This window comes from Vallitaleaceae bacterium 9-2 (genome assembly GCA_038396585.1).
GTDB lineage: Bacteria > Bacillota > Clostridia > Lachnospirales > Vallitaleaceae > UBA1351.
The window spans coordinates 2,600,630-2,622,160 of the sequence record CP121691.1 but is presented as its reverse complement, the minus strand read 5'-3'; the positions used below and the strand labels follow the sequence as shown (position 1 = coordinate 2,622,160).

The 21,531-nt window shown below is 37.9% G+C and carries 15 protein-coding genes; 13 read left to right on the top strand and 2 right to left on the bottom strand.

All coding sequences use genetic code 11. The features are described from left to right. Nucleotides 1-3 precede the first annotated feature (3 nt). The 4 genes from tyrS (at nucleotide 4) to QBE53_12180 (ending at nucleotide 5,026) form a co-directional block, all read left to right on the top strand. Nucleotides 4-1,224: a tyrosine--tRNA ligase gene (gene tyrS / locus QBE53_12195; GenBank protein WZL83307.1), complete on the top strand. Its 1,221-nt coding sequence runs from the start codon at nucleotides 4-6 to the stop codon at nucleotides 1,222-1,224. Between the two features lie 11 nt (nucleotides 1,225-1,235). After that, nucleotides 1,236-2,717, top strand: a complete 1,482-nt coding sequence (locus QBE53_12190; protein WZL80561.1) for an L-fucose/L-arabinose isomerase family protein — start codon at nucleotides 1,236-1,238, stop codon at nucleotides 2,715-2,717. Between the two features lie 192 nt (nucleotides 2,718-2,909). Continuing rightward, nucleotides 2,910-3,632, top strand: a complete 723-nt coding sequence (locus QBE53_12185) for a CBS domain-containing protein (protein ID WZL80560.1) — start codon at nucleotides 2,910-2,912, stop codon at nucleotides 3,630-3,632. 35 nt (nucleotides 3,633-3,667) lie between these two features. Then, nucleotides 3,668-5,026: an MATE family efflux transporter gene (locus QBE53_12180; protein ID WZL80559.1), complete on the top strand. Its 1,359-nt coding sequence runs from the start codon at nucleotides 3,668-3,670 to the stop codon at nucleotides 5,024-5,026. Here QBE53_12180 and QBE53_12175 read toward each other — a convergent pair. Further along, the gene (locus QBE53_12175; GenBank protein ID WZL80558.1) at nucleotides 5,001-5,579 is read right to left on the bottom strand and encodes a (d)CMP kinase; all 579 of its coding nucleotides are present in this window, start codon (nucleotides 5,577-5,579) and stop codon (nucleotides 5,001-5,003) included. The two genes, QBE53_12180 and QBE53_12175, sit on opposite strands and share 26 nt — an antisense overlap. Next, on the bottom strand, nucleotides 5,572-6,720 hold the full coding sequence (locus QBE53_12170) for an MFS transporter (protein ID WZL80557.1): 1,149 nt from the start codon (nucleotides 6,718-6,720) through the stop codon (nucleotides 5,572-5,574). The genes QBE53_12175 and QBE53_12170 overlap by 8 nt, the downstream gene beginning before the upstream one ends. Nucleotides 6,721-6,890: 170 nt before the next feature. On the opposite strand from QBE53_12170, the gene QBE53_12165 reads away from it, so the two are divergent. The 9 genes from QBE53_12165 (at nucleotide 6,891) to QBE53_12125 (ending at nucleotide 21,479) form a co-directional block, all read left to right on the top strand. After that, nucleotides 6,891-8,765 (top strand): family 20 glycosylhydrolase, encoded by a 1,875-nt coding sequence (locus tag QBE53_12165; GenBank protein ID WZL80556.1) that lies wholly within the window; start codon nucleotides 6,891-6,893, stop codon nucleotides 8,763-8,765. 409 nt (nucleotides 8,766-9,174) lie between these two features. Continuing rightward, nucleotides 9,175-10,125: an ABC transporter permease subunit gene (locus QBE53_12160; protein ID WZL80555.1), complete on the top strand. Its 951-nt coding sequence runs from the start codon at nucleotides 9,175-9,177 to the stop codon at nucleotides 10,123-10,125. Between the two features lie 11 nt (nucleotides 10,126-10,136). Then, nucleotides 10,137-11,039: a carbohydrate ABC transporter permease gene (locus QBE53_12155; GenBank protein WZL80554.1), complete on the top strand. Its 903-nt coding sequence runs from the start codon at nucleotides 10,137-10,139 to the stop codon at nucleotides 11,037-11,039. 73 nt (nucleotides 11,040-11,112) lie between these two features. Then, on the top strand, nucleotides 11,113-12,732 hold the full coding sequence (locus tag QBE53_12150; protein ID WZL80553.1) for an extracellular solute-binding protein: 1,620 nt from the start codon (nucleotides 11,113-11,115) through the stop codon (nucleotides 12,730-12,732). A 112-nt stretch (nucleotides 12,733-12,844) separates the two neighbouring features. Next, nucleotides 12,845-14,248, top strand: a complete 1,404-nt coding sequence (locus tag QBE53_12145; protein ID WZL80552.1) for an alpha-L-fucosidase — start codon at nucleotides 12,845-12,847, stop codon at nucleotides 14,246-14,248. A 21-nt stretch (nucleotides 14,249-14,269) separates the two neighbouring features. Continuing rightward, the gene (locus QBE53_12140; GenBank protein ID WZL80551.1) at nucleotides 14,270-15,319 is read left to right on the top strand and encodes a glycoside hydrolase family 18 protein; all 1,050 of its coding nucleotides are present in this window, start codon (nucleotides 14,270-14,272) and stop codon (nucleotides 15,317-15,319) included. After that, nucleotides 15,313-16,716: a leucyl aminopeptidase gene (locus QBE53_12135; GenBank protein WZL80550.1), complete on the top strand. Its 1,404-nt coding sequence runs from the start codon at nucleotides 15,313-15,315 to the stop codon at nucleotides 16,714-16,716. The genes QBE53_12140 and QBE53_12135 overlap by 7 nt, the downstream gene beginning before the upstream one ends. After that, nucleotides 16,709-17,995 (top strand): alpha-L-fucosidase, encoded by a 1,287-nt coding sequence (locus tag QBE53_12130; GenBank protein WZL80549.1) that lies wholly within the window; start codon nucleotides 16,709-16,711, stop codon nucleotides 17,993-17,995. The genes QBE53_12135 and QBE53_12130 overlap by 8 nt, the downstream gene beginning before the upstream one ends. Before the next feature lie 10 nt (nucleotides 17,996-18,005). Beyond that, nucleotides 18,006-21,479: a transglutaminase domain-containing protein gene (locus tag QBE53_12125; protein ID WZL80548.1), complete on the top strand. Its 3,474-nt coding sequence runs from the start codon at nucleotides 18,006-18,008 to the stop codon at nucleotides 21,477-21,479. Nucleotides 21,480-21,531: the final 52 nt, after the last annotated feature.

Below are 21,531 nucleotides of genomic sequence, written 5' to 3'. Positions count from 1 at the left end.
ATGATGAAAATTTATGATGAATTAGTTGCAAGAGGGCTAATCGCTCAAGTAACCGATGAAGAAGAAATCAAAGAACTAGTCAATACAGGAAAAGCGACATTTTATATTGGGTTTGATCCCACGGCGGACTCGCTGCATGTAGGACATTTTATGGCGTTAAGTCTTATGAAGCGTCTACAAATGGCAGGGAATAAGCCAGTTGTACTTCTAGGTGGAGGAACAGGATATATTGGCGATCCTTCTGGAAGAACAGACCTTCGTAATATGATGACACCTGAGATTATTCAACATAACTGTGATTGTTTTAAAAAACAAATGGAACGATTTATTGAGTTTGGCGAAGATAAAGCTATTTTGGTCAATAATGCAGATTGGTTGCTTAATTTAAAATATGTTGATGTATTACGTGAAGTGGGGCCGCATTTTTCGGTTAACAATATGTTAAGAGCTGAGTGCTATAAGCAACGTATGGAAAAAGGCTTGTCGTTCTTAGAATTTAACTATATGATTATGCAATCTTACGATTTTTATCATTTGTATAAAGAATATGGCTGTAACATGCAATTTGGCGGTGATGACCAATGGTCAAACATGCTAGGGGGAACAGAACTTATTCGACGTAAACTGGGCGAAGATGCTTATGCGATGACGATTACGCTTTTGATGAACTCAGAAGGTAATAAAATGGGAAAAACAGCCAATGGAGCCGTGTGGTTGGATCCAAATAAAACATCGCCATTTGATTTTTATCAATACTGGAGAAATGTTGATGATGCAGATGTACTTAAATGTATTCGTTTATTAACATTTTTACCTGTTGAAGAAATTGATAAAATGGATGCTTGGCAAGGAAGTCAATTAAATGAAGCGAAGGAGATTCTTGCATTTGAATTAACACAGTTGATTCATGGTGAAGAAGAAGCACAAAAAGCAAAAAAAGCTTCACATGCCCTTTTTGCAGGTGGTGGCGATGATTCTGATATGCCGACAACAAAACTTATGGACACGCAGTTGGTTGATGGTGCTATCAATGTGATTGACTTAGTATTAGCATGTGAGATTGCATCTTCACGTAGTGAGGTGCGACGTTTGATTCAGCAAAATGGACTATCAATCAATGATGAAAAAGTAAAGAGCATGGATGCATCTATTACTAAAGAGCAATTGATTGAAGGCGTCAAAATTCGAAAAGGTAAAAAAATATTCCATAAAGCGATTCTCTAAGGAGGAAGATCATGAATAATATTCCTAAAATTAAATTGGGTATTATAGCTGTTAGCAGAGATTGTTTTCCGATGCAGTTGTCGGTTCGACGACGTCAAGCGGTGGTTGAAGCCTATACATCCAGCTATGGGGCTATTTATGAATGCCCGATAACAGTAGAAAATGAAGAGGATATGCAAAATGCAGTTGCAGATGTACATGGTGCCGGTGTAACGGCACTCGTCGTATACTTAGGCAACTTTGGTCCGGAAACGGCAGAGACCTTGATTGCAAAATATTTTGATGGTCCGGTGATGTTTGCCGCTGCGGCAGAAGAGTCGGGTAAGGACCTAATTGATGGTCGAGGCGATGCATATTGTGGAATGCTAAATGCAAGTTATAACTTAGCACTACGTAATTTAAAAGCGTATATACCTCAATATCCGGTTGGAAATGCACATGAAGTTGCAGGGATGATTTGGGATTTTGTTCCGGTAGCTACCACTGTTATTGGATTGAAAAATTTAAAAATCATTTCTTTTGGTCCAAGACCACAAGATTTTTTAGCATGTAATGCGCCGATAAAGCAATTATATAATTTAGGTGTTGAAATCGAAGAAAATTCTGAGCTGGATTTATTTGCAGCGTTTAATGCCCATGAAGATGATCCAAGAATTCCTGAGGTAGTAAAGGATATGGAACAAGAATTGGGCCAAGGAAATCAGATGCCGGGTATATTAGAAAAGCTTGCGCAATATGAATTAACATTGCTTGACTGGATGGAAGTGCATAAAGGTTCAAGACAATATGTGGCTTTTGCAAATAAATGTTGGCCATCGTTTCAGACCCAGTTTGGTTTTGTTCCCTGTTATGTCAATAGCCGTTTGACTGCCAGAGGGATTCCTGTCTCATGTGAAGTGGATATTTACGGAGCACTTAGTGAGTATATCGGTACATGCATCAGTCAAGATGCAGTGACATTATTAGACATTAATAACTCTGTGCCTACAGATATGTATGAGCAAGATATTAAGAATGTCTTTGATTATAAGCATAGTGATATCTTTATGGGATTCCACTGTGGCAATACACCTGCGTGTAAACTTAAAGAAGCGACTATGAAAAATCAACGAATCATGGCAAGGTCCTTAGAACCAGATCAAGAGCCGAAGATTACACGGGGAACCCTTGAAGGTGATATTATTCCTGGTGAAATTACATTTTTCAGACTTCAGAGTACAGCAGATGCTAGATTAACAGCATATGTTGCCCAGGGCGAAGTCCTTGAAGTGCCAACAAGATCCTTTGGCGGCATTGGCATTTTTGCAATTAAAGAAATGGAACGGTTTTACCGACATGTTCTTATCGAAGATAACTATCCGCACCATGGAGCCGTTGCTTTTGGGCATCATGGAAAGGCTATATATGAAGTGTTTAGATATTTAGATGTTGAAAAAATCAGTTTTAATCAACCTGCGATAATGCTATATAAAACAGAAAATCCATTTTGCTAGTTTGAAGGTAAGTTAATAAATATGTTGTCAGTTATTGTACACGGAGTCATGAATCCGTGTACAATTTTTTTCTTTTTTTTATGGGATAAGAAACCTCGACTTTAACGGTCTACCACAAAACGTTGACAGCTTAAGGAATTATTGTATAATATAGAGCTAAGTCATTATAAAGTCAAAATACAGGAGTGGAATATGATTGAAAAAACAGTGGCATTTATTGAGCAGTTTAATATTCTTGAGGAAGCGCTAAAGAAAACGCTACACAAATCATGGCATGTGCCTTTTTCTCAATTAATTGATGAGGCAAGTAAACGTGATCCTTTTATTCGAACCCATAAGACAGCGCTTCAAAGCATCAATGATTTGCGTAATGTTTTAGTGCATGAACAAGGTCATGCAATATATGCTATTCCATCAGATGAGGCCATACATATTTTAGAAACAATTGTTGAGCGTTACTTAAAACCCAAACAATTGCTTGATCTATGTGAAAGAAATGTTCGAGTATTACATCCTCATGTTAAACTACTGGACATATTGTCTGTGATGAAACGCTATGATGTTTCCCAAATGCCGGTTTATGACGGGAGTGAATTTTTGGGGTTATTAAGTGGCAATATGATTGCAAAATGGATGGCAGAACATGTTGAAGAAATACAAAAAGAAGGGATGGCAACATTGGCAGTTGCGGCAGGGGAATTACTCCCTTATGAAGGAAAAAAAGACCGGGTAGGCTTTTTGGATAAAAAAACAACTGTATATGAATTTATTGAGATGGGCACAAGAAATCCGTCCTCGTCAGGGATTTATATTATGACACAAAATGGGAGTCCACATGAAAAACCTATGGGAATCATTACACATGGAGACTATCCTAAGATTTGGAAAGAATTAAAAGTAGATTATTTACCATAAAATATAAACATAAAGAATAATAGGCGGAAAATATTATGAACAATGATTTAACACAAGGAACTATTTTAAAGAAACTAACATTTTTGGCACTTCCAATTATGGCAACGTCATTTTTGCAAATGGCATATAACATAACGGATATGATATGGATTGGACGATTAGGTGCTGATGCGGTAGCGGCAGTTGGAACGGCTGGATTTTTGATGTGGCTTAGCTTTGCATTTATAGCACTTGGACGTGTAGGGGCAGAAGTGAAAATAGCGCAAACGCTAGGGAGCAAGGAAGCGAATAAAAGTAATTATTTTGCAAATACAGCCATTACGTTTACGTTCCTATTAGGCGTTTGCTATGGAAGTGGCGTTGGGGTTTTTCGAGAGAGTATTATAGGTTTTTTCAACCTTAATGACCCATACGTTGAAGGGTTAGCAGTTGATTATCTATATATTATTGCCTTTGGTATGCCGCTACATTTTATAAACCAAGTGTTATCAGGTATCTTTAATGGAGCGGGAATTAGCAAAACACCATTTCGTGTCAATAGTATCGGGTTAGTGATGAATCTTATTTTAGATCCTATATTCATTTTTATTTTTGGATTGGGCGTTAAGGGAGCAGCATATGCAACAATACTTTCTCAAGCAGTCGTGACCATAGCGTTTATATCCACATTATTGCAAGGGAATCGTCCGTATCAAGAGTTCAAATTTCGTATTGAGCTACGCTTTGAGTACTTAAAAGCAATCTTGAGTATTTCACTGCCGGTGGCGATTCAAAATGGCTTGTTTACCATTATATCTATGTTTGTAGCACGAATTGTTGCTATGTATGGGACCTCTGCCATTGCAGTCCAAAAAGTCGGAACGCAAATTGAAGCAATCAGTTATATGACAGCACAAGGTTTTGGATCCGCATTAAGCGCATTTATTGGACAAAACTATGGCGCTAAGAAAAATGCACGGGTGGTTGAAGGCTTTAAGGTGGCATCGCGTATTATGACATATATTGGGATTATTACCAGTCTGTTGTTATTTTTTGGAGCAGAGCCTTTATTTAAGTTGTTTATCAATGAAGAACCGACGACATCAATGGGCGTGACATATTTACAGATTATTAGCTTTTCACAATTATTTATGTGCATAGAGATTGCACTGACCGGAGGTTTGAATGGGTTGGGAAGAACGATGGCACCTGCACTAACTGGGGTAACGTTAAATGCATCGAGAATTCCGGTAGCATATTTCTTGTCAGCATTTACATCTCTTGGAATTAACGGTATTTGGTGGACCATTAGTGGGACTTCCATTTTAAAAGGTGTAGCTCTAATTATCATGACGTTATTGGTGTTAAGAACATTAAAAGAAGTGAATATTAAAAAAGACTCCGTGTATCAATAACAAATTCAGCATTTTCTTTGATTAAATATGAAGAAAAGAAATCTTCTTCTCGAGGAATCCAGCGTTGATTAAAAAGTTTAAGTCCGGATATTCCGTTACGTGCAAGGATGCGCTTTTGCTGTGTATCTTTGTCATGATGTAAGTATATGGTCAAGTTATATAGATCACGAAGATGTGGATGATGACTATAAGCTCCTTCAACAATGACAATCGTTGGATTGTCGATGGTTTGGGTGCGAATGATTTTTTGTTCTTTACAAGAAAAAATATCATAGGTAATGGATAGAGCAGATTGCAGCGGCAATTTGACTTGAGTGATAAATCGCTCAAAGTCAATATTGCCGCCTATTTTTTTAAATTGTTCATGGGTTTGTAGATTTGCAGGTAAAAAGAAATCGTCCATATGAATGACGCTGGCGCCATACTGTTTTGCAATAGCTTGGGCAAGCGTCGTCTTGCCACTGGCTGAGCGTCCGTCGATACCGATAATAAATGGTGTGTGTTTATGTATGCGTGCATTTAAAGTTTCTATGAGTTGAGGGTGGTTAAACATGCCGTTCTCCTTTTAAGTGGGTTGCTAATAGGTAGAGGAATATGAAGCTAATTAAGCTACAAAGGGTGAAAAATACGTATACTCCTTGAATACCCGAAAAGTCTAAGATGTAACCACTGATGAACGAACCGACGACACCGGTGATTCCGATAAAGACAGCAGAATACGTCGTCATTGCGGTAGAACGGACACTTTCTTTGACTAAGGAACGAATAAGTTCAGCAACAGTTGGTAGATAAGTACCAATGGACAATCCTTGCAAGAAAAAGAGTCCAAGCAAAATATATGTAGGTGGTCCAAAAGAATATATTCCCCAACGTAGGGTGTTGATAATCGTTGCAAAGATAAGGATTGGAATCGTCCCAAAGCGTTGGACATATCTTGCTGTAATCTGCATCGCAGGCGCTTCGCTTAATGCGAAAAGTAAAAAGGCAAAGCCAATGCCGGATAATGTTCCACCAGCATGTTGATACAGAAGACTAAAAAAGATATTGTTGTTCATAATGGTGATACCAAAGAAAAAAGAAAATAAAATCAAAATAATGAAGGTTTTGTTTTTGATAAGTTCTTTTAGGTCTTCAAGCATATGGTGTTGCATAGTAGTCGTTGCCAGTTCAAGCTTTGTAGTAAACCAAATCGCGACAATAAGTGAGAAGGAAAAGATGACAAATATAATTTTAAGGCCAAAATAGTCTGCGGCAATACCGGTAACCAGTGTTGCAATAGCATAGCCATAAGCGCCCCATTTTCGGACATTACCAAAGGGAAAAGGAGAAAATAGACCAAGACTATCCGAAAGTGGCGGTGTAGAAACTTGGAAAATACTAAACAATGTAAAAAATACCAAAATTGTATAAAAGTGCGTAGAAAAAGGTAGGGTAATGGATAAAATGAGTGACATAAACATTGTAAACAAAAGGACTTTTTTGTGGCGTCCGGTTCGATCACCAAGGAGACCAAATAGTGGTGGAAAGAAAATGGTGACAAAAGAACGTAGTCCATTAATCGCTCCAATTTGAGCACCAGATAATCCTAAAGACTCAAAATACGGTGCAAGGAAAGTAACAATAGCAGCAAGGCTAAAGTAATTAAAGAAAAAGATGGTACTAAATTGTATATAAGATTTGTTTTCGTTTTTCATAAATTAACTCCTTAATAATTTCAACTAACTGAATAATCCTATTGTAGCATGTTCTATTGCTTGGTGCTACATGAATATTTTTTGTATACATAGAACGATAAAGATGTGATAGAATGTAAAACATATCTTTAAGGTTAATGTTTAATTATAAGATTAAAAAGGAGAAGGGTATGAAAAGACTAGACGATCATTCACATGAGTATCAAAAAGTCATTCATGTATATGACACATACTACAATGGAGGGCTTTCAAAGAACCAAAAGCAACTAGAACTTTACTTAATTAATGAGGCAAAACTTCATGTGAAAATGGATGATAAAGCCATGCATGTAGAAGCGCCCCATTTACCGGGGATATTACGTGGAGTGGGAGAGCTGATTAGAAAAGAACGTGAGGGACTACTTACGTATGAAGCGAGCAGTGATATTTATTTTGATTTTAATGGCGTTATGGTTGATTGTTCAAGAAACGGTGTATTGAATTTAGACTATGCAAAAGAACTGATACGAACGATGGCATGTATGGGACATACAGTGATGATGCTCTACATGGAAGATGTATATGAAGTTGAAGGCGAAGCTTACTTTGGATATTTACGAGGAAAATACACAAAAAAAGAACTAACGCAATTAGATGATTATGCATATGACCATGGAGTTGAACTTATCCCATGTATTCAGGCGCTAGCCCATCTGGAGCAATTTTTAGCATGGGAAAGAACAAAAAGTGCATATGTGGATATTGATAATATCCTTTATGTTGGTTCAGATAAGGTCAATGCCTTATTGGAACGGATGATCAAGCAACTGGCAACGACGTTTAGAAGCCGAAGAATTCATATGGGTATGGATGAAGCGTATAATCTAGGAAGAGGACGATATGCAGATGAACATGGACTTGTTCCAAAAACAGAAATCATGCATCAGCACTTGAACTTCATGCTTCAATTGGCTAAAAAATATGACTTGAAGCCGATGATTTGGGATGATATGTTTTTTAGCTCTTACTCGAAGGCAGACACAGATGTATTTAAAATTCCAGAGGGTATAGATTTAGTATACTGGGACTACTATAATAACTTTGAAGAACATTACGCACAAAATTTGCAATTGAGAAAAAAGATTGCACACGAAGTGATTTTTGCCGGTGGTGCATGGCGATGGATGGGATATGGACCCCATCATGGGAAGACGCTTGTTACAACCAAAGCGGCATTAAGTGCATGTAAAAAAGCGGATATCCGCCAGGTTATAGCAACTTCATGGGCAGATGATGGATGTGAGTGTCCTGTTTCACCTTTACTTTTAGGCTTGCAGTTATTTGCAGATCATGGCTACAGCTTTGAAGTGGATGAAGATGAATATAAGAAGCGTCTATTGTTTCATACAGGGATGTCTTTTGAAGAGTTCATGAAACAACAAGAACTTAATGTATATCCGGAATTTAACAATAGTGCTGCCACAGTAACGCCTGGGAAGTATGGATTTTATGAAGATGTACTTTTAAGTCCTTTTGTTGTTCACACACAATCGGTTAAAGAAGACCTAACCAAACGCTTTATTCAGATGGAGGCTTTCTTTGATGCATCGGCAAAAAAACAAACAAATCTTGTGCTCAAAAAAACGCAAGAGTTTTACCGGGAAATGTATGGCTTTATGGCGTATAAGTGGGATCTGGGATTGTTGATTTATCAAGCATATCATGAACACGATATGAAAAAAATGGAGACCATTATTCAGTCTAAGCTTAATGAGGCGATTGTACGAATTGATCGGGTGTTAGAGGCAAGACGTGAAGAGTGGGAACTTACAAATAAGGAGATTGGCTTTGAAGTTCTGGAAATACGCATGGCAGGAATAAAACAAAGACTTATTAGTGCAAAAAGAAAACTAGTACAATGGACACAAGGTGAGATTGATCATATTGCTTCATTGGATGAAGTTCGACTTCCGGTTGTTGATGGGCGCGATGAAGGTGTAGGTGATGTGATTCACTTTAACAATTCGATTCGATCGATGACCACTGGAAAAATCGGATGGCATTAACATAAAAAAGTAAACAGTTGTATTTACAGCGCTTTTTGTAAATGCAACTGTTTTTTTTATGTTAAAAAGCGTAATTACAAAACAGAGTAAGGTAACATAGAGTTACAATGTAGTTTATTACAAACATTATTTGAAAAAGTATTGATGGGTAATATTTCAATATAAACAAAAATAACGATACATTTAGATAACTATTGTCCATATAACACTACAAAATCAAAGTAAAACATAGAAAAATGAAAAATGACCATAAAAATTAAAAAAGTGATAATTCTATTGACAAATATTACCAATAGAGTTAGAATGGTTAACATAAGTTAATAAAAGTTAGCTAACAAATAATATGATTAACAAAACTTATATGACTATATATAATGACATTACAATTTAAAAGAAAAGAGGAATGGCTATGAGTACACAAACGGTAAACACGTCAAAAAAACCAGAGAAAACAAAACGAACGCTGAAGAAAAAGATGATTAAAGATTTACCGCTTTGGATGTTTGTTTTACCAGGTATGATCCTTACGTTTATATTTAGTTATATTCCCATTTATGGCGTACAAATAGCCTTTAGAAATTTTAATCCTAGATTGGGATTTTGGGGAAGTCCATGGGTTGGCATGGACCATTTTGTGCGTTTTTTTGAATCTCCGTATTTCTTTAGCACAATACGCAATACTTTTTTACTAAGCCTATATTCGTTGATTGCTGGGTTTCCGATTCCGATAATCTTAGCCCTGCTGCTCAACTCGTTTAGACATAGACGTTATCGAAAGGTTATTCAAACCGTAACATATGCACCTAATTTCATATCAACAGTTGTTATGTGCGGTATGCTTTTATTGTTTTTATCACCAAGTGTGGGGATTGTAAATAATATTATCGAGTTTTTTGGTGGTGATGCCATTAATTTTATGGCAGAAAAAAGTATGTGGAGACATATCTATGTGTGGTCTGGGGTTTGGCAAGGAATGGGATGGAGTTCGGTCATATATTTTGCTGCCCTATCATCGGTAAGTCCCGAGCTGCATGAAGCAGCAAGAATCGATGGAGCGACAAAGTTTCAAATTGTTCGATATATTGATTTTCCAAGTATTGTACCAACAGCAACCATCCTACTCATATTAAGCTGTGGGAGTATTTTATCCGTTGGATTTGAAAAAGTATTTTTACTGCAAAATGACTTGAACTTAAGTGTGTCCCAGGTGATTTCCACATATGTATATAAGGTGGGATTAATTGATAACAATATCTCATATTCAGCTGCGATTGGCTTGTTTAATTCAGTTATCAATGCAGTTTTACTTATATCGGTTAATAAAATTTCAAAAAAACTATCGGGAATTAGCTTGTGGTAAGGAGACGAAAGATGAACAAAAAAGTACGCTCAAAAGAAGATAAAATCTATGACGGAATTATATTTTTCATATTAACAGTGATATTTTTAGTTGTTGCATATCCCCTTTATTTTATTATTATTTCTTCAATTAGTAATCCCGAAGCGGTATCAACAGGAAAAGTTGTGTTTTACCCTGTAGGGATTACCTTCAAAGGGTATGCAGAAGTATTTAAAAATGAACAAGTCGTTCGAGGGTTTATTAACTCATTAATCTATACTTTTTCAGGAGTTATGCTTAACCTTGTAGTTACTTTACCTACAGCATATGCACTGTCTAGAGATCGCTTCAGTGGTAAAAAAACGGTGACACTGTTTTATATGGTAACAATGTTTATCAACGGTGGGATGATTCCTACATATCTAGTAGTTAAAAATATGCAGTTGTTGGATACAATGGGCGCCTTGATACTTCCGGGAGCGCTTGGTGTATACAACATGATTGTAGCAAGGACTTTTTTTAAGATGAATATATCAGAAGAATTATATGATGCAGCTGCAATTGATGGATGCACAGAGACAAAATTCTTTTTTAAGATTGCGTTGCCTTTATCAAAAGCAATTATTGCAATTATGATTTTATATTATGGTGTTGGCCATTGGAATTCATATTTTTCTTCATTACTTTATATGAAAACAGAATCAAAATTTCCGCTTCAGTTAGTCTTACGCTCCATTCTAGTTCAAAATCAGAGTCACTTAGCACAAACGGTGACAACAGCGGCACAAAAAGAAGCCATGGAAGAAAAGCGTCAACTCATGGAATTGATGAAATACTCGCTCATTATTGTTTCCAGTATGCCGGTACTCATTATGTATCCGTTAGTGCAAAAACATTTTGTCAAAGGCGTTATGATTGGATCCATTAAGGGATAAACAAAAAATCAAAGTGGAACTTAATAAAGCAGTGGTTAAGTTATAGATTATAAAAGATTAAGGAGGAAGGTTTATGAAGATGAAAAAAATCATTGCCCTACTGTGCATTGGGACTATGAGCTTAACAATGTTAGCAGGATGTGGTGGAGAAAAAGCGGGAGGAAATGGTAAAAGTCAGGAAATTGTAACAACGGTTGATGACGAAGGGAAAATTGATGGGGTCGTTTATAAAGAAGGATTACCGATTGTTGATCCAGGGGAGTATAGTTTTTCGATTTTTACAGATGGAAATAAAACAACCGATGAGTTTTATTTAATGCCGGTTCTTGAAGAACAGACAGGGATTGAAGTAGAAGTACAACTATTTCCCTATGAAGTGGCTAAGGAAAAATATAGTTTGGCTTTAAATTCTGGAGATTATGCAGACGTTATTGGAGGATGGATTTTAAGCCCGACAGACATCCTAAAGTTTGGTGTGGGAATGGGAACGTTCATCCCTCTAGAAGAATATATTGAAGCCTATGCACCCAATATTCAAGCTATCTTAGAGCTTGAAGGGGTACGTGAAAAAATGACAGCACCAGATGGACATATTTATTCGATACCTTATGTTTTAAAAGCACCAACAGTAGACTTTAATCCATACATCAATACACGATGGTTAGAAAACGTTGGAATGGACATGCCAACAACGACAGAAGAGTTAGCGGAAGTTCTTAGAGCGTTTAAAGAACAAGATGCCAATGGCAATGGAGATGCAACCGATGAAATTCCCTTTGCGTTTGACCCGGTTAATAAAAAACTTGGGTATTATGCAGGATGGTTTGGCTTCCCAATTAACGAAGAAGGGTTTGGAATGCGCGATGGAGAGTTGACCTTTGGAGCCAATGGAGAAGAATATAAGAATATGATTAAATACTTTAGAGGTTTATATGCTGAAGGGTTACTAGACCCTGAGATGTTTACTCAAGACCAAGCGCAATGGAAAGCAAAGGGAAGTACAGATATCTATGGAGTATGTATGATGTATGAAAGTGGAGATATCATGCCGTTTGATCCGGGGGTAATGCCAGACTGGGTTCCGCTTCCGATTTTAAAAAGTGAGCAATGTGATACGCCAACATGGTTTAGAGACACTTATGGGACGGCAGTGCTTAAAAATCAAGTGGTTATAACCGACAATGCAGAAAATCCGGCTGCAATTATTCGCTGGTGGGATAATATGTTTGAATTAGAAAACTCGATTCAAACCAATGCAGGTCCATTAGACATTGCAGTGTTTAAAGAAGGTGACGGTTATGTTATTGATAAAGAAAACTTAACAGAGGAACAAAAGGAAATGTATAGCTGGGTTAACTTATACCCTCAATCATTGCCACGATATATTCCAACAGATTTTGAATTTATCGAAGTCAATCCACCGTTTAAAGAAAAAGATAATGTTGACGAAGTCTATGCACCATTTCTTGCTAAAGATGCAATTCCATCCTATTGGGCAACGGAAGAAGAGAGTGCACAAATGTCAGATTACAAGACCGCTATTGAAGACTATATTAAAGAACAGACAGCACAATGGATTGCAGGGCAAGCTGATGTGGATAGCGAATGGGATACATATTTAGAACAACTTGAGAAACTCAAACTAAGTGAATATATCGACATGCGATTAAACGCATTAAAACCAATGGACTAGTTCATTAACGACGATGCAACACACTAAAACCGGTGAGATGGATGTGCTAATGGCATCCATCTCGGTTTTATATCATTGCAAAATAGGCTTAACAGTGTATAGGAGGACAAAAATGGTTGATTCAAAGATAACAGAAGCTGAAGAGGATGTAGATTTGATTAATGATGAAATGATTGAACAAGGAGTACATAACTATAGTAGTGAGAGAGATTATGTAGTTCCTAGCGATGAGCGTGTTCGCCAAAAACTTGAATGGTTTAAGGATCAAAAGCTAGCACTGATGATGCATTGGGGCATCAATTCCCAGCTGGGAATTGTGGAGTCATGGGCATTAAGTGATGCGGATGCAGATTGGTCACGCCACCAAATTGATTGGCAAGTAACAGGAGAAGAGTTTAAGCAACAGTATTTTGATTTGAACAAGACATTTAACCCTATACGTTTTCAACCGGATGCATGGGCAAAAATAGCCAAAGAAGCCGGGATACGTTACTTTTTATTTACAACCAAGCATCATGATGGATTTTGTATGTGGGATACACAATATTCAGATTATAAAATTACTGGAGAAGATTGTCCGTTTCACACACATCGATATGCAGATATATGTGGGCATTTATTTGAAGCTTTTCGTCGACAGAATATAGGTATTGCCGCATATTTTTCAAAAGCAGACTGGCATATTGACAGCTATTGGAATACACATCATGAAAAACGGAATTATCAAAATCGAGGACCTTCCTATAATCCAACGGAATTTCCAGAGGAGTGGGAGAGATTTGTTCAGTTTACCCACAATCAAATTATGGAATTAGGGACAGGCTATGGCAAGATTGATATTATGTGGTTTGATGCAGGATGGGTATGCAAGGAAAACAATCAAGACATACGTCTGGGTGAGGTTATTGATCGATTAAGAAAAGTTCAACCGGGGATGTTGTGTGCAGATAGAACAGTGGGTGGTGCTTATGAAAACTATGTGACGCCTGAGCAATGTGTTCCGGATAAGCCTTTAAATATTCCGTGGGAAAGCTGCATAACTATGGGGAATTCCTTCAGCTATGAATATGATGATACGTATAAGGATGTGCGTCAAGTGCTAGGCCTATTGATTGATATTGTTGCAAAGGGGGGGAACCTTGCCATTAATGTGGCTCCTCAGCCCGATGGAAGATTGCCAAAACCAGCGGTAAAAACATTAAAAGAGATGGGGCAATGGTTATCTATAAATGGAGAAGCTATCTATGAGACCCGGGTCAAGTCCCCTTATAAACTTAACAATATTGCCTTTACATGTAACAAAGAAAAAGTATATGCCATTGAATACTTTGACGCCGATGACGCTGAGGTAGTGACAGAAGTCTTACTACCCATTACAGACACATTTTCAAAAATAACAAGTGTTGCAACAGGAAAAGAATTGAATTTTACAAAAACAGACAAAGGATATATTGTTCAGTGTGAAGAGCATACAAAACAGACAGCGCCGATTGCACGTTGTTATTGCTTAACATAGACAGTATATAAGGAGGACATCATGACATACCCTTATTTTGTAGGATATGTTTCTATAAAAGATTTACCTACATTAAAAAAAGAAGATATATATAAGTCGGAAGTTATTAATCTAGCTTTTGCCCATATTAAAGAAGGAAAAGTTGTATCTAAACTTGCAAATTACAAAGAGTACCTTGACTGGATAAGGAAAGTGAAGCCGAGTATACGTCTAGTATTATCTATCGGTGGATGGAGCGCTGGAGGCTTTTCGGAAGCGGCCTCGAGTCAAGAGACGCGACGCCGATTTATAGATTCGGCATTAAAGCAGATAGAGACATATGCTTTAGACGGCATTGATTTAGATTGGGAATATCCGTGCATAAGCATCGCAGGTATTAAAGCATCACCAAAGGATAAAACAAACTTCACATTGTTGCTAAAAGAATTGCGTGAAGCGATGGATGAAAATCTCTTTCATGAAAAAATGCTGACAATTGCTGTGGCTGGAGATGAATATTATATTCACTGTACACAAATGGACCAAGTACAAAAATATGTAGATTACGTGCAGCTAATGACCTATGATCTTCGTGGAGGGTTTAGTGTACAAACAGGTCATCATACGAACTTGTATTCAAATAAAAATGATCTTTCAAGGGCGAGTGCTAAAAAAGCTGTAGAGGATTATATTCAAGCAGGCGTTCCTCGCAAAAAACTTGTTCTAGGCGTGGCATTTTACTCTAGGATGTGGCAAAAAGTTCCCGATGTGGATCAAGGTATTATGCAGATGGCAGGAACCACGGGAGGATATGGTCCGCCTTATCATGAGTTGGTCAAAGACTATATTGATAAAAATGGATATACCAGATATTGGGATGATGAGGCGAAAGCACCGTATTTATTCAATGGAAATACATTTATTAGCTATGATGATCAAGAGTCCTTGTCTCATAAGATTGATTTTGTGGAGCAGGAAAGACTAGGTGGAATCATGTATTGGGAGTATGGGACAGACCGCACAGGAAGTTTGTTGGATTATATTTATCAATGCCGCCAAAAAAATGTTTGCCAAAGGAGGGTCCAATGTTAAATTTCAATGTCGAGGCGAAAACGGATTATCATTTTGTGGCCTGTACCCAAGAAGAGGCTAAACAAGTCGGCAAAGGATTTGAAGGGGAATTAGACGAGATTCTCTTTGTTCCATCTCTAGATGAGACGACTGCCTCTAGAGTATATATAGGGCTAGGTGCCAAAGCCAACATAACAAAGCGCAGTGTAAGAAATGCTTATGCTAAAGCATGGCATGGGATTCGAAAAAGTGAAAAAATCGCAATAACGATTGAAAGGCACGGATTTCATCAGTTGGGATTTGACTATTATGAAAATGCTGTTCAAGGAATTTTATTAGCTAGTTATACCTTTGCAGGATATAAAACCGAGCAAAAGCCTTGTAGAGTTTCCATACATGTTCAAAGCTATGACGAGAAGGAAACGTTAGCTTTACAGCAAATGGAAAATCTAGTAATGGGGGTTAATCAAGCAAGAGACTTAATCGCACAACCTCCGAATAAACTTTTTCCAAAAGAACTTGCGCGATGGGTTTCGGATTATGGGCAAGCTTATGGATATAGGGTTAAGTGTTATGGCAAAGAGGAACTTGAGGCCATGGGATTACATGCGTTTTTAAGTGTAGCCCAAGGATCCAAAAGGGAACCGCGTCTAGTGGTAATGGAATATATGCCCGTAAAAAACCAAAACCCTATAGGTTTAGTAGGTAAGGCACTTACATGTGACACAGGAGGATATTGTCTAAAATCCGCTAGTAGCATGCCTTATATTAAGGGAGATATGGCAGGGGCTGCCAATGTAATCGGGTTAATGAATGCAATAGCACGAAACAAATGTCAAATAAATGTGGTTGCCGTTATTGCAGTATGCGAGAATATTCTGGATGGAAACAGTTTTATACCTGGTGATGTTATTACATCTTTGGCAAATAAAACGATTGAAGTTGTCAATACAGATGCAGAAGGGCGATTGACTTTGGCCGATGCACTCACTTATATACAAGGCAACTATACGTTGGATGCAGTTGTAGATATAGCGACATTAACAGGGGCTACAGCTACATGTTTTGGAAGCTTGTATACTCCGGTTTTTGGAAATAAGCAAGAGCTGGTTCAAGAATTTATTCAAAGTGGTGAAACAGTGGGAGAGGACTTTTGGCAGTTGCCTTTAGATGATAGGTATAAAGAACAAATTCTTTCACCGATTGCAGACTTAAAAAATGGAGGAAAACCTTCAACCATAGCGGCTGCTATGTTCTTGCAAGAATTTATACAACAAACACCTTGGCTACATATAGATATTGCTGCAACAGCGATACAATACCCTATAGTGGATGCGTATTCAAAAGATGTGGCATCGGGAATTGGAATTTTTTCGTTATATCACTGGTTAAATAAGAGGAGATTATATTATGCATAAATGGTTTGAACAAGCAAAACTTGGGATATTTATTCACTATGGGATTTACGCTGTAGACAGTGTGTCTGAATCGTGGTCGTTTTACCATGACCGAGTGCCTTATGATCAGTATATGTCACAATTAGAACGGTTTAGTGCCAAAAACTTTGATGCAAAAAAATGGGCAGATCTTATTGAAAAATCTGGGGCAAAGTATGCCGTACTTACGACAAAACATCATGATGGGGTAGCTCTTTTTGATACAAAGCATAGTGACTTAAGTGTTATGAAAAAAACGCCTGCAAAACGTGATATCGTTAAAGAGTATGCACAAGCTTTGCGAGAAAAAGATATACGTGTTGGTATGTATTATTCGCTAATAGATTGGTCGCATCCAGATTATGCAAGTGTCTATGAAGGTGGAAAAGTACCTAAGGATTTAGAAAATGCCAATAGATACAGTGGCCCGACAGATGGCAAGCAAGACACGAAGGCATGGGAGCGCTTTATGGCGTTTAATCGCAATCAATTAGGTGAAGTTCTTGGAAACTATGGAAAAGTGGATTTGGTCTGGTTCGATGGTGACTGGGAAAGAAGTGCAGAACAATGGGGACTTCCTGAATTTAAGGCGTATTTAAAATCCTATAACCAAGATCTAATCGTCAACTCAAGATTATGTGGGTATGGAGATTATAAGACGCCGGAACAAGGGCTTCCAATAACAAGACCGGATGGACCATGGGAATTTTGTACGACGGTCAATGATTCCTGGGGATATATTGACAGAGATAAGCATTATAAATCTTTGAATCAAATTATACATATGTTCTGTGATTGTATTAGTATGGGAGGCAATATGCTCTTGGATATTGGACCGATGGAAGATGGAACGATTGTTGAACAGGAGCAACAATTACTTTTGGGACTAGGTGAATGGGTTAAAGCACATGAGGAAGCGATTTTTGGAACGCATGATGGCGTGATGACCCGGTACTATCCTGGAGGCTCAACACTTTCAGAAGATGAGGAGACATTATATCTGTTTGTACATGATGAACCTAAAGAGTCGATCTGTCTAAAAGGGTTATGCAATAAAATCAAAAAAGTCAGTGTGCTCCATTCTGGCAAGGAGCTAACTTATGATATTCATGGAGGTGTACCTTGGTTTAATATTCCAGGGACAACGTGGATTGATTTGACAAAAGAAGACTGTCATAAAAATACAACAGTCGTAAAACTAGAACTTGAAGGCAAGATAGATATGTATGGGGGTTCAGGAGCGGTTGTCACCCATAATTAGGAGGTAAGCGATGGACTATAGAATTCCTGTACCGGATATAGAATTTAACCCACCGGTATATTATTGTAAACGGCGAACAAAACCTTTTTCCCTTGATGGTAATATTTTTAAAGAGTTTTGGGATGACATCCCTTTTACCAATGCATTTGTGGACATTGAAGGTGATAAAAAAGAGCCACCATTTTATGAAACGCAAGCAAAGATGCAATGGGATGAAGAGAACTTCTATTTTGCAGCTGTGTTGCATGGACAAGAAATATGGGCGAACTTGACGGAAAGAGACAGTGTCATTTTTTATGATAATGATTTTGAGATATTTATTGATCCGGACTCAGATACTCATGGATATTTCGAATTTGAGATGAATGCACTTAATACAGTGTGGGATTTGTTTTTGAATAAGCCATACCGCGATAGAGGTGCAGAACCTTTAAATGGATGGGACATTAAAGGCTTACGTTCGCAAGTGGCAATAAAAGGGCGGCTAAATCAAATTAGTGAAGAAAATGCATATTGGTCCGTTGAAGTCGTCGTCCCTTTTCACGCATTAATAGAACGAAGCCAGTCAAAGAGGCCGCCTGTTTGTGGTGAGTATTACCGTGTGAATTTTTCAAGGGTACAATGGCATGTAGATACTGAAAGTGGAGCTTATGTAAAAAAAGACCATCCAGAAGAAAACTGGGTTTGGGCGCCGACGGGGCTTATAAATATCCATTATCCAGAACTTTGGGGTTTTGTTTTCTTTGTAAATGAAGATGAAAAATATGGCGTTCCTGAAGTGGAGAAAGTTAAATGGAATTTGCGGCGATGCTATTATGCGATGCATAAGTTTTATGATGAGGAAGGTTTTTTTACAGACAGGCTATCCCAATTAGATCAAGGATTACTCGGAGAGGTTATTCCAAAGATTGAAGTAACATCCAATAGCTTTTTGTTGTCACAAATATCCCCATCAAGCAATGAAAAAATACTTTTATATGACGATGGAAAAATTGAGAGTATTGGATTTGACGTCTATGAACAAAAAATGCGAACATTGCCGATGTCATTAATAAAAACAATGTCAAAAAGTGAACGCGAATGTATGGAGTTTTTGTACGCATATATGCCGCTGTCTGATATAGCCGATTATTCGCATACATTCATTTTAAACTTCGTGCGCCATGGATTAAAGGCAAAAAGACAGATGCCTTGGGGCGACACAATCAAAAAAAGCGATTTTTTAAACTATGTATTGCAATACAGAATCAATAATGAACACATTGAGTTTTATAGTGGGATGTTTTTTGAGGAACTTATGCCGATTATTCAAGGACTAAGCATGAAAGAAGCGGCAATTGCAATCAACTATTGGTGCTTTGAAAAGGCGACGTATCAAGCCACAAATCAAAGGACGGGATCACCATTGACAACGATTAAAAATGCTTTTGGGCGGTGTGGAGAAGAATCAACTTTTGTAGTAGCTGCACTTAGAAGTGTTGCAATCCCTGCTAGACAATGTTATGCACCAAGATGGAGCCACTGTGATGACAATCATGCATGGGTGGAGGTGCTGACAGAAGAAGGCTGGAAATACTTAGGCGCTTGTGAACCTGAGATGGAGTTAAATCGAGGGTGGTTTCGCTTACCGGCATCAAAAGCTATGCTTATCCATAACAGAGTGTTATCGGATGTATGCTCAGGAGAGACAATTACGCGACAGACGCCTAGAATGACAGAGATTAATGTGCTTGAGCATTATGCAAAAACCAAAAGTATATCGGTTAAAGTTTTAGATGAAGATAGTTTGCCTGTTGAGGGTGCAAAGGTTAGGTTTGAAGTGGTCAATTACAGTGAGTTTTATCCCATTACCACCTTAGAAACCAATGCAAATGGAGACGTAGAATTTGTTACAGGTTTAGGAGATTTGATGGTATATGCCTATAATGGCGGAGCGGTCGGATATAAAAAAGTTGACATCCGTAAAGAACATACTATAGAGCTGACGTTACATCCGATAAGTCATGATGAATTAAAGGTCAAAGAATGGATTTTTGTACCGCCAAAGGGCGGCGTAAAAACGGAAGAAGCATTGTCTGCGGCGCAGCAAAAAGAGCATGCTCGGCGTGTTGAGATAGCTGTGAAAAAACGTCGTGCATATGAAGCTACTTTTTACAACGAAAAAAACTGGAAAGAGAAACTCAATGGCTTTAACGGCAATGAGGAAGAAGTTGCCCACCTGCTCATGAAAGCAAGGGGGAACTATAAAGAAATTGAATGTTTCCTTCGAGAATTTTACTTTGATGCACCGATTGAACAAGCGCAGGAGCTTCAATGGAAAATAAAAATGCTTCAAGCATTGCCACAAAAGGATTTAAGCGATATAACAACACCAATTCTTCGAGAACATTTTGTTGAAGCGTATGGGTACAAGGAAGCCTTTGATGAATCCATATACACAAGGAATGTCCTTAACCCAAGAATATGGATTGAGATGATCACGCCTTACAGGGTTTTTATTCGTGATTTTTTCCAAGAAGAGCAAAAAAGAAGGTTTAAAGAATGTCCGGCGACGATTAAGCAATGGATTGATAATCACATCCGAAAGTACGATGATGCAGAATACTCTAATTTAAACACATCACCAGTGGGTGTTTTGACATATGGCGGAGGCAATGCAATATCCCATAAGATACTTTTTGTCGCCATAGCACGTACGCTGGGGATTGCGGCGAAAATCAACCAAACCGACGGAAAGCTTTGTTATTATCATGAAAACCAATGGCATCTCTTGGATGAAACCCATGACACAAAGAAAAAAGCAATGGGAACTTTAAGCTTATCAACGGATGATGGACAACCATTAAAATACTACCATCAGTTTACTATAGGAAAGCTTGAGGAAGGATATTATCGGACACTGGACTATGAAGAGGGAATCTGGCCCCAAGAAAACCCGGAATTTGAGCTTCGACTTGAACCAGGTGCATATCGACTCGTTACAACCAATCGAAGTGTAGATGAATCCAACCATGTTCGCGCCTACTACTTTACAATCAAAAAAGACAAAAAGTGGACGCAGCAGATTGGGTTGATGCCTGCCAGTGGCGAAAAAGCAGATTTACCTTTGCTAACCCAACATGAAAAAAGAGCAGGAAAAGCATCCATACTTTGTTGGCTCGCACCAGGTGAAGAACCGACAGAACACTTATTAAATGAAATTATTGAACATGCCAAAGTATATGAAAAAATGGATGCAACCATTGTGCTACATATCCCTAAGCAACAGTGTAAGCAAGACCCAACGCTTAATAAGGCGCTAGCAGCAGTGCCGTCCCTAGAGATCATTGTGGATGAGGAGTATGCGATTGAACCTTATTATCATGGGTTGAACATGATGGAAAAACGGTTGCCGTTGATATTGGTAACGAAAGAGCAAAAAGTTAATTATGGATTTAGTGGGTACCAAGTAGGTGTTGGACAACTATTAATTCAATCAGTGTAGAGTTTGTTAGCTAACAAATAGCTAATTTCTTGCGATGAGTTTCCGATAATGA